At 37.0% G+C, this 15,267-nt stretch carries 16 protein-coding genes; all 16 read right to left on the bottom strand.

The genetic code is table 11. The features are described from left to right. Positions 1-126: 126 nt before the first annotated feature. On the bottom strand, positions 127-399 hold the full coding sequence (locus ACFFIX_RS07440; RefSeq protein ID WP_378932121.1) for an EscU/YscU/HrcU family type III secretion system export apparatus switch protein: 273 nt from the start codon (positions 397-399) through the stop codon (positions 127-129). Continuing rightward, a complete protein-coding gene (locus ACFFIX_RS07435) occupies positions 396-2,054 on the bottom strand; it encodes a hypothetical protein (RefSeq protein ID WP_378932119.1) in 1,659 nt (552 codons plus the stop codon). The genes ACFFIX_RS07440 and ACFFIX_RS07435 overlap by 4 nt, the downstream gene beginning before the upstream one ends. A gap of 25 nt (positions 2,055-2,079) precedes the next feature. Continuing rightward, positions 2,080-2,859, bottom strand: coding sequence for a ribonuclease HII (gene rnhB / locus ACFFIX_RS07430; RefSeq protein WP_378932117.1), 780 nt, complete (start codon positions 2,857-2,859; stop codon positions 2,080-2,082). A gap of 290 nt (positions 2,860-3,149) precedes the next feature. Beyond that, positions 3,150-4,016, bottom strand: coding sequence for a ribosome biogenesis GTPase YlqF (gene ylqF / locus ACFFIX_RS07425; protein WP_378932115.1), 867 nt, complete (start codon positions 4,014-4,016; stop codon positions 3,150-3,152). Between the two features lie 22 nt (positions 4,017-4,038). Further along, the gene (gene lepB / locus ACFFIX_RS07420) at positions 4,039-4,590 is read right to left on the bottom strand and encodes a signal peptidase I (protein WP_378932113.1); all 552 of its coding nucleotides are present in this window, start codon (positions 4,588-4,590) and stop codon (positions 4,039-4,041) included. A 241-nt stretch (positions 4,591-4,831) separates the two neighbouring features. Continuing rightward, positions 4,832-5,176: a 50S ribosomal protein L19 gene (gene rplS / locus ACFFIX_RS07415; protein ID WP_378932111.1), complete on the bottom strand. Its 345-nt coding sequence runs from the start codon at positions 5,174-5,176 to the stop codon at positions 4,832-4,834. A gap of 152 nt (positions 5,177-5,328) precedes the next feature. Then, on the bottom strand, positions 5,329-6,063 hold the full coding sequence (trmD, locus tag ACFFIX_RS07410) for a tRNA (guanosine(37)-N1)-methyltransferase TrmD (RefSeq protein ID WP_378932109.1): 735 nt from the start codon (positions 6,061-6,063) through the stop codon (positions 5,329-5,331). Further along, positions 6,060-6,584 (bottom strand): ribosome maturation factor RimM, encoded by a 525-nt coding sequence (gene rimM, locus ACFFIX_RS07405; protein WP_378932107.1) that lies wholly within the window; start codon positions 6,582-6,584, stop codon positions 6,060-6,062. Before rimM ends, trmD begins: the two co-directional genes overlap by 4 nt. A 9-nt stretch (positions 6,585-6,593) precedes the next feature. Continuing rightward, positions 6,594-6,974: a YlqD family protein gene (locus ACFFIX_RS07400; RefSeq protein WP_378932106.1), complete on the bottom strand. Its 381-nt coding sequence runs from the start codon at positions 6,972-6,974 to the stop codon at positions 6,594-6,596. 291 nt (positions 6,975-7,265) lie between these two features. Further along, positions 7,266-7,496: a KH domain-containing protein gene (locus ACFFIX_RS07395; protein WP_378932104.1), complete on the bottom strand. Its 231-nt coding sequence runs from the start codon at positions 7,494-7,496 to the stop codon at positions 7,266-7,268. A 14-nt stretch (positions 7,497-7,510) separates the two neighbouring features. After that, entirely contained in the window at positions 7,511-7,783 is a 273-nt protein-coding gene (gene rpsP, locus ACFFIX_RS07390) for a 30S ribosomal protein S16 (RefSeq protein ID WP_378932427.1), read from the bottom strand. A 184-nt stretch (positions 7,784-7,967) separates the two neighbouring features. Next, positions 7,968-9,311 (bottom strand): signal recognition particle protein, encoded by a 1,344-nt coding sequence (gene ffh, locus ACFFIX_RS07385; protein WP_378932102.1) that lies wholly within the window; start codon positions 9,309-9,311, stop codon positions 7,968-7,970. Between the two features lie 12 nt (positions 9,312-9,323). Continuing rightward, positions 9,324-9,656 carry a putative DNA-binding protein gene (locus tag ACFFIX_RS07380; protein WP_378932100.1) on the bottom strand — a complete coding sequence of 111 codons (333 nt, stop codon included), beginning with the start codon at positions 9,654-9,656 and terminating at the stop codon, positions 9,324-9,326. A 100-nt stretch (positions 9,657-9,756) separates the two neighbouring features. Next, a complete protein-coding gene (gene ftsY, locus ACFFIX_RS07375) occupies positions 9,757-10,746 on the bottom strand; it encodes a signal recognition particle-docking protein FtsY (protein ID WP_378932098.1) in 990 nt (329 codons plus the stop codon). A 77-nt stretch (positions 10,747-10,823) separates the two neighbouring features. After that, on the bottom strand, positions 10,824-14,387 hold the full coding sequence (gene smc / locus ACFFIX_RS07370; RefSeq protein WP_378932096.1) for a chromosome segregation protein SMC: 3,564 nt from the start codon (positions 14,385-14,387) through the stop codon (positions 10,824-10,826). A gap of 135 nt (positions 14,388-14,522) precedes the next feature. Further along, on the bottom strand, positions 14,523-15,266 hold the full coding sequence (gene rnc, locus ACFFIX_RS07365) for a ribonuclease III (RefSeq protein ID WP_378932094.1): 744 nt from the start codon (positions 15,264-15,266) through the stop codon (positions 14,523-14,525). Position 15,267 lies beyond the last annotated feature (1 nt).

The following is a 15,267-nucleotide window of genomic DNA, read 5'->3' as shown; positions in this document are numbered from 1 at the left end:
ATAGTATTATCCTTCATAAAATTCATAATTTTTATTTTTCTAGGAATATAAAAAATGAGATTAGTATTGGAGGGTAAAAAACCAAGATTGGTGCCAGACACCCGTTCACTTTACTGAGTATGCGTATTATTTCATATCTCGATCGATACGATAAACGAAAGCAAAAATCTCTGCGACAGCCTCGTAGAGTTCCTCGGGAATTTGTTGATGAATGTCTAGTTTTGACAGAACTTCTATGAGTGATGCATCTTCTTGTATTGCTACATTATTTTTTTTTGCTGCTTCAATAATGTTTTCTGCAATGAGTCCTTTTCCTTTTGCGATAACTTTTGGGGCTTGATCAAGATCGTTGGTATATTTTAAGGCAATTGCTTGATTTCTTTTCGTTTCTTTTTTCATATCCTTATATCAACTCCGATGTATTTGGAAGTTGGTGTCGTAAAAAGTGATTTTTGAATTTTGGAAGAAGGTCTCGTTTCTTCTTGAAATGGTTTCACTTTGATTGCTGAAAGTTGATAGTTCATTTCTTTTAACTTATTTTTCAAGTTTTCTGTTTGCATAGAAACTAAATCTGGTAAGCTTTGAGTATTATTATATACAGATATCGACATAATTCGATTTTGGATTTGAACATCAACCATTATATCTTTTAATGATGAGAGCTCTAGATAAAACACAACGCGACAATAATTAGGATCGATCTTTCCATTTTGTTGTTTTTTCCCACTCCACTGAAACGTTAAGTCCGTTTGTAATCGCTCAGTTTGAATAGGGACTTGGGTAATAATTTGTTGTGTCGGACCATTTTCTTGATGAAGAAGAGTTTGACCGTTCAACCTTAATAGCAATTGATCTATTTGTTCTCTTATTGCTGGAGGATGATGGTTTTCTTTCGTCGCTGAAATTAATAAAGGTTTTAAGCTCTCTTTCGTTTCTGTTTCGATAAGAGCGTAATCCTTTTTCAAGTGCTGTAGAAGCTCGTATTCGGCTTTTGAACCTATTTTATCATCCATATACATTAGTAGGTTTTTCACATCGTCACCTGTCTGTAGAGAGGGCTCATGACCCACTAAACGAAAAAGTAGTTTACTTTCTTCATTTGTAAAGAAAGAATAATCCCTTTTTAGATTTGACGATAAGGGATTAGGAGTTTCTTTAATGTCGCTAGTTGTTGATTCTTTAATTTGTGTTTCATGACCTGAAGAATTCGTATCCACGATGTTATTAGCAACAGATGTGTTCCTTAAAAAGTCTAACAAAGGTAAAAACTTGGTATTTTGTTCGTTGTTTATTTTTTGTGAAATTCCTTGGATAAGCAACTGCTCTTTTTCTGGTAGCTGTCCAATTTTTCCCACGTCTGAAATTGCTTTAACCAAATTTGCGGCGATCACCTCAATAGGTTTTTGAATAATTTCCTGTAATACTTTTGTTAGTTTTCGATCGTTTAAAGAGGGTTTGATCATTCCTTCTAAATTTGTTAAAAGTTGATTTATCTGTTTAACTAACGGCTGGGTTGTTTGGACTTCCTTCAATGATTTTATAACAGCTTCCGTAAGAGGGAGATTTTGTTTAAGGGAGAATAAAATAGCTTCTTGCGTTTTAATACCGTCCGTTTTTTGTGTTTGTTTTAACATCTCTGTCGCTAAGACTAATTGTTCCTTTGAGATAGGAATGTTCTCTTTTACTATCGCTTTGACCAAGGAGAGATTTTTATTTGTTGGGCGAACCTGAAACATCGTTAATAAGTCTTTTGCACTATCTTGAATCGATTGCTTAGGTGCTTCTAAGGGCTTTAGTACTTTTAATTGAAAATGTTGTTTTTCATTGTGACCTTTTACAACAAACCAATAGCTTTGCATGGAAGTGAGCGCTGTCTCTAGCTGCGCGATCAATTTAGTTTGTCCTACTTGTATCAATGCTTTTTGATTTGGAAAAAGCTTAAGCACATTCCCCACAATCACTTCATTTTCTCTTAAATTGAGAGGTTGTTGCGACAAAGAGGTTGATGATGTAATTTGTTGAAACATTGATTTAATCGCAGATAGCTGTTCCATTTCCTTCCCTCCCCCCTTTGTCCCGTTATGATTGATTGTTTATGATCATCTCTTTGACTGGTGAAAAACTTTCTCTATGATGTTTAGTTTTTCCATACTTATTTAATGCTTCTATGTGGCTACTTGTTCCATAGCCCATATGCTTATGAAAACCATACTCTGGGTATTCTAGGGCAAGCTCTTCCATTATTCTATCACGGGTAACTTTAGCGACTATTGAACTAGCTGCAATTGAAATACTTTTTGAATCTCCCTTAATAATCGATTTTTGTGGGATTAAGAGAGGTAATTCCATCGCATCGATAAGCAAAAAATCCGGTTGCTGCGAGAGATCAGCAATTGCTAGTTGCATGGCATGTTTTGTTGCTTGGTAGATGTTCATTTCATCGATTTGTCTTGGTGAAACAATACCAATCCCAACTGCTAGGGCATGTTGAACAATTTGATCAAAGTATTCTTCTCTTTTTTTTGGAGAAAGCTTCTTAGAATCGGTAATACCCAATGTGTAAAAATGCTCGGGTAAAATAACTGCAGCTGCCACGACTGGACCTGCAAGAGGACCTCTTCCCACTTCATCAATTCCACAGATAAATTTGAACCCGTCTCTTCTTGCTTCTCTTTCGAACTGCATCATTTCTTCAAATTGCTTGCGGTGTAGTTTTTCTCTTTCATATGTATTTAGCCACTTTTTCACTAGCTGCTGAACCCCTTTGCGTTCGTCACGAACACAAAGTCTTAAAAACGGGTCATCCACTGATGACACGTCGGCTAATTTATGTTCAATTTCTTTTGTTGTCCAACTCATGAGCTCCACCCTTTTCTTACTCTCTATATCGGCATACCTTAAATTTATAATTGACTTATGACCTCGGGGGCAGTACAACCTCGACGTCCTGTCGCTGTAAGTGCACTAGCACCGTCCTGTGCGCTGGTGCTATGCTAGAACGCTCTCTGGCAAGGAAGTCAAAGACGCGACGTCAGTCGCCATGGCTGCACTAGCACGTCTGTGCGTCGGAGCTGGATTCAGAATCGCATACTAAGTCTAAAATCATAAAATTTCCGATATTAAAATAAAGACGCGCAAAGATGCGTGTCTCAATGATTGTTTTCTTTATATTGACTTGGATTCTCGAAGGTTAATCTTCCAAGCTTCTCATTTCTGATTTCTCTAATAATGAGCTCTGAGGTTTTATCGTAATCGATATAGCCACCAGACATGATGCATCCACGTTTTTTCCCTATCTCATCGAACAATGAAACAACTTCTTCTGGAATTTCCTCTAAATGATATCGATCTTTTAACCGTTCTGGATAATTCTCTTTTAAGAAATTTAATGCGAAAACAGTAATTTCTTGCAGGTTAAGTATTGAATCTTTAATAGCACCTGTCGTCGCAAGCTTTAATCCTACAAGCTGATCTTCAAATTTAGGCCATAATATTCCTGGCGTATCCAAGAGCTCAAGTTCTTTGCCAACTTTAACCCACTGCTGAGCTGTTGTAACTCCTGGTCGATCAGCGGTTTTCGTAATATTCTTCCCAGCCAACCGGTTAATCAAAGTTGACTTACCAACGTTTGGAATACCTATGATAAGCGCTCTAATTGCCCGTGGCTTAACACCTCTGGAGGCGAGCCTATCAAATTTTTCTTTGAGCAATTCTCTAGACAATGTAACAATCTGCTTTAAACCTGTGCCTGTTTGAGAATCAATCGCTAGAGCAGGAATTTGTTTTTCTTTAAAATATTGAATCCACTGCTTCGTCAAATAATCGTCAGCCATATCGGCTTTGTTTAACAATACAATACGCGGCTTGCTCGAAATAATTTCATCAATCATTGGATTTCTTGATGACATAGGAACTCTTGCATCAACTAACTCAAATACGATATCAATCAGTTTTATTTTTTCTGTTACTTGTCTCCGTGCTTTGGCCATATGACCTGGGAACCATTGAATCGTCACGTTTACACCTACTTTTAATCGATTACTTTACAAGTTTAATATCTGTTAAAGGCCAATAAATTAGACTCGTTTCCCCCATTACTTCTGAAATTGGGACGGTGCCAATATGCCTACTATCCTTACTGTATCTTCGATTATCACCCATAACAAATAGATGACCATCAGGAACTATAGCTTGGTCAGTTATACCTTCCAATGTAAAATCGTCCGTTAATTGACCATCAATTAATTCCTGTTTGTATTCTTCAAGGTAAGGCTTTTCATATGCTTTTCCATTTATATAAAGTGTATCATCCTTGTATTCTACAGAATCACCAGGTAATCCAATTACTCTTTTTATGTAATCCTTATCCTCTGTTGCATGAAAAACAACAATGTCAAATCTATCAGGATTGCCTATTTTGTAACTAAATTTATTCACAATCATTCGGTCATGGTTTTGCAAGGTAGGCATCATGGATAGACCATCAACCACAATAGGCGCAAATAAAAAATAGCGTATAACTGCTGCTAATAACACAGCAATTGCTAAAGCTTTTATCCATTCAAAAAGCTCGTTTTTCTTTTTAGTCATAGATTCACCTACTCTTAATATAAAAATAAAAGTCCCTACCATTTAATATAGCGTATGAAGCTTATAAGCTTCAACTAAATGAACGTTCATTTATATAAGATTAAATTTAAGCTAGTAAAAAAATTTGCTAAAAAAGGAGCTTAATCTATAAAGACAAGCTCCTCCTAGTACATTTATAGTTACAGAATTATCAACTAATCCCTGATCCCTATAATTGTTTCTTGACATCTGCCAAGTTAAATTATCTAATTTCTTTAATACGTGCTTTTTTGCCACGTAATTCACGAAGGTAATAAAGCTTCGCACGGCGAACTTTACCACGACGTATTACTTCAAGTAGCGCGATTTTCGGCGTGTGTACTGGGAAAGTACGTTCAACACCCACTCCGTAAGAAATCTTACGAACTGTAAATGTTTCACTAATACCACCACCACGACGCTTAATCACAACACCTTCGAACAACTGAACACGCTCACGTGTACCCTCAACAACTTTAACGTGAACTCGCACTGTATCACCAGGGCGGAATGAAGGTAAATCAGTTCTTAATTGTTCTTTTGTGATTGCTTCAATTAGTTTTTGCATCGTATTCAACTCCTTCCAACAGATGCTCATTCCAATACACTTTATTGCAGCGGAACATCGTTTTAAGACTTCTGTAAAAAAGCTTGTCAAACAAGTTTATCTCAGCAAGTCACAAGATTCATCATAACACAGCCAGCCTATCCACGCAATAGTTAGGACTGATTTTTAAATTCCTGCAACCACTTTTTATGCTGTTCAGATAATGGGTATGAATCCAATAAATCAGGTCTACGAAGAAAGGTTCTCCTAAATGATTCTTTCTCACGCCATTCTTCAATTAATTTGTGATTTCCTGATAAAAGCACCTCAGGAACCTTTAAACCACGAAATTCTGCTGGTCTTGTATAATGAGGATGTTCTAATAATCCAGAGCTGTAGGAATCAAGTACAGGCGAATCCGCGTTGCCTAAGACTCCTGGCAATAATCTTACAACACTATCAGCAATCACCATTGAAGCAAGCTCGCCTCCAGTTAATACAAAATCACCGATTGATATCTCATCTGTTACGAGGTGTTCACGAATCCGCTCATCATAGCCCTCATAATGGCCACAGATGAATAATAAATGCTCTTCCGTTGCTAATTCCTCTGCTTTAGCTTGATTAAACCTCGCGCCTTGTGGACACACAAGAATTACTCGCGGTTTAGTATTAGATTTACCTTGAAGCTCTTCAACTGCATCAAAAATTGGTTGTGGCGTTAGCACCATCCCCGCTCCACCACCATAGGGGTAGTCATCAACATTTTGATGCTTATTTTCTGAAAAGTCACGGAAATTTACTACGCTAAACTCAACGGCATTTTTTTCTTGTGCTTTTTTTAAGATTGATTGACTTAGAACACCTTGAAACATGTCTGGAAATAGTGTAAAAAAATCTATCTTCATTCGTCAATTAATCCTTCCATTAAAGAAATCACTATTTTTTGGTCTTCAATGTTAATATCCTGAACAATTTCTTCTATATAAGGTATTAAAACATCTTTTCCTGTTTCTCTTTTAACAATCCAGACATCATTTGCTCCTGTTGAGAGAATTTCATGTATTTTACCTATTTCTTCGCCATCCTCTGAAATGACTCGACATCCAATAATTTCGTGATAATAAAACTCACCTTCATCTAATTCACCCAATTGTTCTTCTGGTACTTTGATAAGGAATCCCTTAAATCCTTCAACTTGCTCAATAGATTGCATTCCTTCAAAGGTTAACAAATCGAAATTTTTATGTACTCGATGGGACTCAACTGTTGCTTCTATTGGTTGATCATTATTTGTTTTGAAAATAAATAATTTGTTTCCCGGCTGATATCTTTCTTCAGCAAAGTCTGTTGATGAGATCACACGGACTTCTCCACGAATACCATGAGTATTCACAATTTTACCGACATTAAACCATTTGTTTGTCATACTTTCACCTCACCGTATTTGTTGTACAACTCCATCTTTTATTACGATTGTTTTTTCCTGTAACAATTCATTCCAATTGTCTCCAATATTCACTTCAATTATTGCTTGTACTTCTTTTTCTTTTAATTCACTACCAAGAGGCAACGTATTGATTTGTTCAATTTTAAAGTCGACTAGCTTGATTTTGTCTCTTCTTTTTTCAATTTCTTTTTCATACTGTAAAGACATCACAGGATTATTCTTTGCTTTTTCAACTTTTCTTTGTTCAAAGTAGAGCTGATCACATTCCTGCTCTAACCTCATTTTTCTATCAGTAAATTGAGTGAGTAAGGCTTGTTTGCTCGTTTGTGTAATCACTTGTTTCACTGTAACAGTGTGGAGTATATTCATCTAGCCTTCCTCCCCAGGATGAGCGTAATCTTTTTATCTTTTGAAATTCATTGTATCAAGTATTTTGGTACAAAGGAACTTGAGACTGAAACAAAAAAAGGGGAGGCTAAGCCCCACCCTTTTTTAACGAATAAAAAACGTTACTCATAAACTTTGAATGCGTTTCTACATCCAGCTCCAACGCCTAGCCCCTCGAGGTCATAAGCCAATTATAAATTGAAGGAAAAACCGCCTTCTATTTATAATCGACTTATGCTTGTCGGGGCTGAGCAAGGCGTTTCCGCTTTTGAATCAGTCATTAATTTCAAGTTGAACTCGCTTAGATGAATTAGATCCTGCTGCATAAACAACAGTTCGAATCGTTTTTGCAACGCGTCCTTGTTTACCAATCACTTTTCCAATGTCTTCTTTATGAACCGAGAGCTTATAGACAACTGAATGGTCATGCTCTATTTCATTCACGAGTACATCTTCTGGGTGATCAACAAGTGGTTTCACAATCGTTTCGATTAACTCTATCATCTCTGAACACTTCATTACTTGCTGAGTTTAGCGTTGTGGAATTTTTCCATAATGCCTTGTTTAGAAAACAAGTTACGAACTGTGTCAGATGGTTTTGCACCATTTTGCATCCACTTAAGTACTAGATCTTCATCAATCTTAACTTCAGCTGGTTGTGCAACTGGGTTGTAAGTTCCAACTGTTTCGATGTAACGTCCATCACGTGGTGAACGAGAATCTGCTACTACGATACGATAAAAAGGAGATTTATTAGCTCCCATGCGTTTTAAACGAATTTTTACTGCCATTTTATAAAGCACCTCCGAAATTGTTTCAACAAGATATTATATTATCAACATTATATATGTTTGTAAAGGTTTTTTTCTTGTCAGAAGAAAATCCCTTTAGTTTTTGCTAAAAATTGATGTTTTTTCGATGTAAAATAGACTAATTTTAAAGGGCATCTTTAAGATAGCGGTTCTTCATCCAGAATCACATAAACGGAAATTTCATTCCGCCCTTTTTCTTACCCTTTGTCATGTTGGTCATTTGTTTCATCATTTTTTTCATTTCTTCGAATTGTTTAAGTAGACGGTTGACTTCTTGTACAGAAGTACCGCTTCCTTTTGCAATTCGTTTCTTACGTGATGCATTCATAAGTTCAGGCTGTTCTTTTTCTTTTGTTGTCATTGATTTAATGATGGCCTCAACATGACTAATTTGCTTTTCGTCTACTTGAACGTTTTTTAAGCCTTTTACTTTATTAGCTCCTGGTAGCATACCAATTAGCTCGTCAAGTGGCCCCATGCTACGAACTTGACTTAATTGATCAAGAAAATCGTCAAATGTGAAGGACATTGTACGCATCTTTTGTTCAAGTTCTTTCGCTTTATCAGCATCAACATTTGTTTGGGCCTTTTCGATAAGTGATAAAACATCACCCATCCCTAAGATACGTGAAGCCATTCGCTCAGGGTGAAACGCTTCGAGTGCATCTAGTTTTTCACCTAGACCGACAAATTTAATTGGTGTGTTTGTCACAGCGCGAATGGATAACGCTGCCCCACCACGTGTGTCACCATCAAGTTTTGTTAAGACAACGCCAGTCAATCCCAGTTGTTCATTGAAGCTGCCTGCAACATTTACAGCATCTTGACCAGTCATCGCATCTACAACTAAGAAAATCTCATCTGGCTTTGAAATTTCTTTCACTTGTTGTAATTCGTCCATCAAATTTTCATCGATATGCAGACGTCCAGCTGTGTCAATAATCACATAATCATGGTGCTGTTCTTTTGCATGCGCTATAGCTTGCTTTGCAATTTCAACCGGACTAACTTGATCTCCAAGTGAAAAAACAGGCATACTAATTTGCTTACCGAGTGTTTCGAGCTGTTTAATCGCTGCAGGACGGTAGATATCAGCAGCAACAAGTAATGGAGTACGGTTGTACTTCTTACGCAACAAGTTGGCTAGCTTGCCTGTTGTTGTTGTTTTACCTGCACCTTGGAGTCCAACCATCATAATAACTGTTGGTGGTCGATTTGACACAGCAATCTTACTTTGCTCGCCACCCATTAAAATCGTTAATTCTTCTTTTACAACTTTAATTACTTGCTGTCCTGGTGTTAAGCTTTTCATAACTTCTTGACCAACGGCACGTTCGCTAACGCGTTTAATAAAGTCTTTAACAACTTTAAAATTTACGTCAGCTTCTAATAGAGCAAGTCGGACTTCACGCATCATTTCTTTTACGTCAGCCTCAGAAACCTTGCCCTTACCGCGAATTTTCGCCATCGTATTTTGCAGTCGGTCGGCTAATCCTTCAAATGCCATAGTTGCCGCCTCCTAATCTAATTTCTCAAGCTCATCAACTAATTGCAAAAACTCAGTATACCCCTCTGACTCTGAGAACACCTGTTTTAATTGCTTCGTTATTATTTTACGCTTTTGAAATTTTTGAAATAGTAATAGCTTTTCTTCATACTGCTCTAACATCGCTTCAGTTCGTTTAATGTTATCATAGACAGCTTGTCTACTTACACTATATTCATCAGCAATTTCACCTAGGGAATAGTCGTCTAAATAATAGAGCGACATATAGCTTCTTTGCTTTGGTGTTAACAACGGTTGATAGAAATCTAATAGATAGTTCAGCCTCGTTGTTTTTTCAAGCATCATAGCATCCTCTCCCTTGTTAAGTGAATTACCTTTACATCATAATAGTCTACAGATGGTACTAGAGAATGTCAAGAAAAAGAGCTGCAAAATGCAGCTCTTCTTACTCTTCTTCTTCAACTAAACCATAAAATAATCCATATACGTATTGTTCCGCGTCAAATTGTTGGAGATCGTCCATTTTTTCACCAAGACCAACGAGTTTTACAGGGATACTTAATTCATTTCGAATAGCTAGAACGATTCCACCTTTAGCTGTTCCGTCTAATTTTGTTAAAACAATCCCTGACACATCAGTTGTTTGTGAAAATTGTTTCGCTTGTGTCATCGCGTTTTGGCCAGTTGTTGCATCTAATACTAGTAATACCTCATGAGGTGCCCCTGGAATTTCTTTTTCAATTACTCGTTTAACCTTTTCTAGCTCTTTCATCAGGTTCACTTTGTTTTGCAGACGACCTGCTGTATCACAGAGAAGTACATCCACTTTTCGCGCCTTAGCAGCTTGTACAGCATCATACATGACCGCGGCAGGATCTGAGCCCTCCGATTGTTTGATTACATCAACTCCAACTCGCTCGCCCCATACCTCCAATTGCTCAATGGCACCAGCTCGAAACGTGTCTCCCGCCGCCAATAAGACTGATTTCCCTTCACCTTTGAGTTTATGTGCTAATTTACCAATCGTCGTTGTTTTCCCGACACCGTTCACACCTACAAATAGTACAACATTTAAACGTTCAGTTTGAATATTTAACGCTGTATTACTTTCTTCCTGATCGCCTTGATAAATCTCAACTAATTTTTCTGAGATAACTGATCGAACTTCTTCTGTGTCTTGGATATTGCGTCTTTTCACTTCCATTTTTAATTCATCAATTAAATTCATTACAGTTGTCACACCGACATCTGCACCAATTAAAATTTCTTCAAGTTCTTCAAAAAACTCCTCATCCACTTTTCGGTAACGCGAAACTAAATCATTTACCTTTCCAGCAAACGAATCTCTCGTCTTTGTTAAACCTTCACGAAACTTCTCTGTTACTGAATCTGTTTGATGAGTTAATTTTTCCTTAAGCTTTTTAAAAAAACTCATTTACTCTCGTCCTTTCAACTGATCGACGAACGTGTCCAATCAGTCTAAATAATTTTCTGAAATTAAGGTCGCTTTAATTAGTTTGATACTAACTCTTTAGAATCCTCAAGTCTTACAGAAACAAGCTTCGACACCCCGGACTCTTGCATTGTTACGCCATATAAGACGTCTGCTTCTTCCATTGTTCCTTTTCGGTGTGTGATCACGATAAACTGTGTTTCTCTGCTAAACTTCTTTAAATATTGCGCAAATCGATGAACATTTGCTTCATCAAGGGCTGCTTCTACTTCATCAAGTACACAAAATGGCACTGGACGTACTTTTAGAATTGAAAATAACAAGGCAATCGCGGTAAGCGCTCGTTCCCCACCGGATAATAGCCCTAGATTCTGAAGCTTTTTACCAGGTGGCTGAGCAACGATATCAACACCAGTATTCAATAGGTCACTTGGATCTGTTAATTTCAATTCAGCACGTCCACCACCGAAAAGAGCTTGAAAAACAGATTCGAAATGCGAACGAATTTGATTAAAGGTTGTCTCAAATTTCCTCTTCATTTCTTCGTCCATTTCACCGATTACTTGGAAAAGGGTATCCTTTGCTGTTGACAAGTCGTCACGCTGTTCGGTGAGAAAGGTAAATCGTTCCGATACTCGTTCATATTCATCAATCGCTCCTAAGTTTACCGTTCCAAGTTCATCAATTGCAAGCTTGATTAGCTTAACGCCTTTTCTTGCCTCACTCGCGTCAATTTCTAAAACGTATTTTTGTTTTGCACCTTCAAAAGTTAGCAAGTATTCTTCGCGTAGATGATTGAGCCTGTTATCTAATTCCACTTCTAGTCGATTTAATTTTACTTCATCATCTTTTAACAAATCGAGCAGTTGTTTGTTTTGTCTTTTTAACTCTTTTAATTCTCGTTCATCGTTTTCTAATTTTGCTTGAAGCTGTAACCTTTGTTCGCGACGGCTACTAATTAACTCAATTGTTTTATTTTTGTCGTGAAGTTTTTTCTTTGATGCCTCTTCTAGTTGGTCTTCTCCAGATGAATTTGAATTCATTTCACTAGATAAAAGAGAATAATCTTCACTCGCTTCAGTAAGACGACGTTTTGTTTCATTTATCTCAATCTTAATACGATCTACTTTCTCCTTCTGATTGAAAAGCGATTGCTCATTACCTGCTAATATCACTTTTAACTCGGTTATTTCTTGTTGTACTTCTTCTTTTGAAGTTTGCTGACTCATTTTTTGCTCGGAGAGTTGCTCAATTTCCTTGTCAAGTTGCTCCAACTTCTCAGTTAGCTGTGATAACTGTTTTATTAGTTCATCTTTTCGAGCTCGTTTTGTTGATTGCTCACTTTGATATGATTCTTTTTCAGCATCATATAGACTTAAATGATCATTTACGTTTTTCTCGTTTAACTCGACTTCTCTTAACTCACTTTTGACACTTTGTTGATTAAACCGTAATTGCTCACCTTTTGTTCTCAGTTTTTCAACAGCTAATTCTTGATTTGTAATCGATTCTTTTAAATGTTTTACATTTTTTTCAAGATCAGCTGTTTTCGCTTCCATATCATTTAGCTTTTCTTGAATGCTTTCAAGCTCGCGGCCACGACTCAGCAAAGAGTTGTTCTTTTGCTTCACTGCTCCACCCGTCATTGAGCCACCAGGATTAACAACATCTCCTTGTAGTGTGACAAAGCGGTAGCGATATTGAATAAGCTTTGCTAATTCATTCGCTCCCTTTAAGTCAGAGGTGATAATAACTGTTCCCAAAAGATTCCCAATGATTTTCTTAAATTTCGAGTCATACCGAACAATCTCTGCTCCTACTCCCACAAATGCTGGATGACTTTTTACCATTTGTAAATCATGTGACGAAATGGACCGTTCCTTTATAACGGAGAGTGGCAGAAATGTTGCTCGACCATAGGAGTGCTGCTTTAAGAACTGAATTGCTTTCCTTGCTGACGACTCATCCTCTACTACAACATGTTGCATAGAGCTACTTAAGGCAATTTCAATCGCAGTTTCATAGGTTTTATCCGTAGATAGCAACTCTGCAACAGCACCATGAATACCTTCTAAACTACCTTTTGCTTTTAAAACTTCTTTAACACCCTGAAAAAAACCTGCATAATCTTCCTGCATGCTTTCTAGCATTTCTTTTCTAGACTTTGTTTGCTGTAATAGCTGATAGGCTTGATAAAGAGCAGATTCTCTCTTTTGATAAGTAGTCTTATTTTGATCAAGATTAGATAATGCATCGCGATATGCTTTGATTTGATCGGATAACTGGACTTCGAACGTTACCATTTGTTTTACTAGTTTTTCTTTTTTCTCTAGTATTTCTTTTCGCTCGGTTAAGTACTTTCGGTTCGTCTCCAGTAACCGATCATTTTTACGATCCTGTTGCCCAAGTTGATCATCAATGTAAGAAATTTCATTACGAGAGGATGCTTGTTCGTTTAATAGCTCAAAATATTCACTCTTCAACATTTCGATCTTTTCTTCCATGTTTTGCGCATAGGATGCAAGCTGGACCTGCTTCTCTTTTAAGCTATGTTGAAATGCTTGTACTTTCTCTTGATAATCGTTTAAAACGAGTTCATTGTTTTTCTTTTCATTTTTTAAGATTGTTAAACGTTCTGATAATTCTTCAATTGATTTTTCAAGCTGGGCTTTGTTTTGATGTGCATTTTTCTTGCGTTCTTTTAAAACTTCCTTACGTCCTTCTAATTTTTCAAGTTCCTCACTTGCGAGTAAAAGGACTGATTGTAATTCATCCACCGATTCGTCAAGAGCGGTAAGATGATCCCGGATTTTTTCAACTTCAGATTCTTTTTTTTGCATGGTGGCTGATTGTTGAAGCTCTTGATCTTTCCCACTCTCTACCGCTTTTGAAAGTTGTTCGTATTTCTGGTGTAATTCTTCAATTTCATGTACCGTTAACGCTACCTCAATTTGCTCTAACTCTTCCTTTTTCTGCAAATAGTCAATAGCAATTGATGCCTGGATCTTTAGGGGCTCAACTTGGGCTTCTAATTCGTGAAGAATATCTTGCACACGGTTTAAGTTTTCTTGTGTTTCGGCAAGCTTATATTCCGCTTTCTTTTTTCGTAATTTGTATTTTAATACTCCGGCTGCTTCTTCAAAAATGGTCCGACGTTCTTCAGATTTACTACTAAGTATTTCTTCAACTTTCCCCTGACTAATAATTGAAAAAGCCTCTTTACCTAGACCGGAGTCCATAAACAAGTCGATAATATCTTTTAATCTACAAGATTGTTTATTTATTAAGAATTCACTTTCTCCAGATCGAGTAACCCGTCGTGTAACACTTACTTCATGATAGTCGATTGGTAAAAAATGATCTTCATTATCTAGAGTAAGTGTTACCTCCGCGACATTAAGACCTTTTCGCGAATCACTTCCTGCAAAAATAATGTCTTCCATTTTCGCACCGCGAAGTGATTTGGCGGATTGCTCACCTAGGACCCATCTAATTCCATCGGTAATATTACTTTTACCACTGCCGTTCGGTCCAACAACCGCAGTTACTCCTTCTACAAAATCCACTGTTACTCGTTCAGCAAATGATTTAAATCCGACAATATCCAACCTTTTGAGGAACATTGTGATCCCCCTATCTATATATTCTCTTGTTGTTTTAGATATAATTTGCATTCATAGTTTATCATATTTCTATTATGAGCGAACGCCTAGTTTTTTTACGACAAAAAGAAACCCCCATTCATAACGGGGGAATTGCTATTTCTTTAGTTTTTGCAGCTTTGATAATGCCTCTTGCGCCGCATGTTGCTCAGCTTCTTTTTTTGATTTGCCACTCCCTGTTCCAAATATTTCTCCGTCTAGAGAAACAGTTGTAACAAATTCCCGATTATGCGCAGGGCCTTTTTCTTGGAGGATTTTGTACTCTAAGATTCCTTTTGTATCCCTTTGCACTAGCTCTTGCAGTTGGCTCTTGAAATCCATCACATGCGAAAAAGCACCTTCATTGATTTTAGGAATTACATACTTATCTAGAAATGAAACAACAGCATCCAATCCTTGGTCTAAATATAATGCCCCGATAAATGCTTCAAAAACATCTGCTAGCAATGCAGGACGCTCTCTTCCACCTGTCATTTCTTCTCCTTTTCCAAGAAGAATGAGGCGACCAAAGTTAAGGTTTTGTGCAAACGACACAAGGGAAGGTTCACAAACAATCGCAGCTCTAAGCTTTGTCAGCTCACCTTCGCTCATCATTGGATACTTTTTAAATAAAAATTGAGATATTGTTAATTCTAGGACTGCATCTCCTAAAAATTCAAGTCGCTCGTTATCTTCGTAAGGCTTTTTGCGATGTTCATTCACATATGATGAATGGGTAAATGCCTGATATAATAACTTTTCATTCTGAAAGGATTGACCAATTTCCACTTGATATTCTTTAAATTCTAAAGCTTTTTTTGCAAAAGATCTTTTCTCTTTATAATTTATATGCTTTGACATA

This window comes from Metabacillus herbersteinensis, from assembly GCF_042433335.1.
GTDB classification, from domain to species: Bacteria; Bacillota; Bacilli; order Bacillales; family Bacillaceae; genus Metabacillus; species Metabacillus herbersteinensis.
Note: the sequence above shows the minus strand (reverse complement) of the source record. Positions and strands in the feature narration are given on the sequence as shown.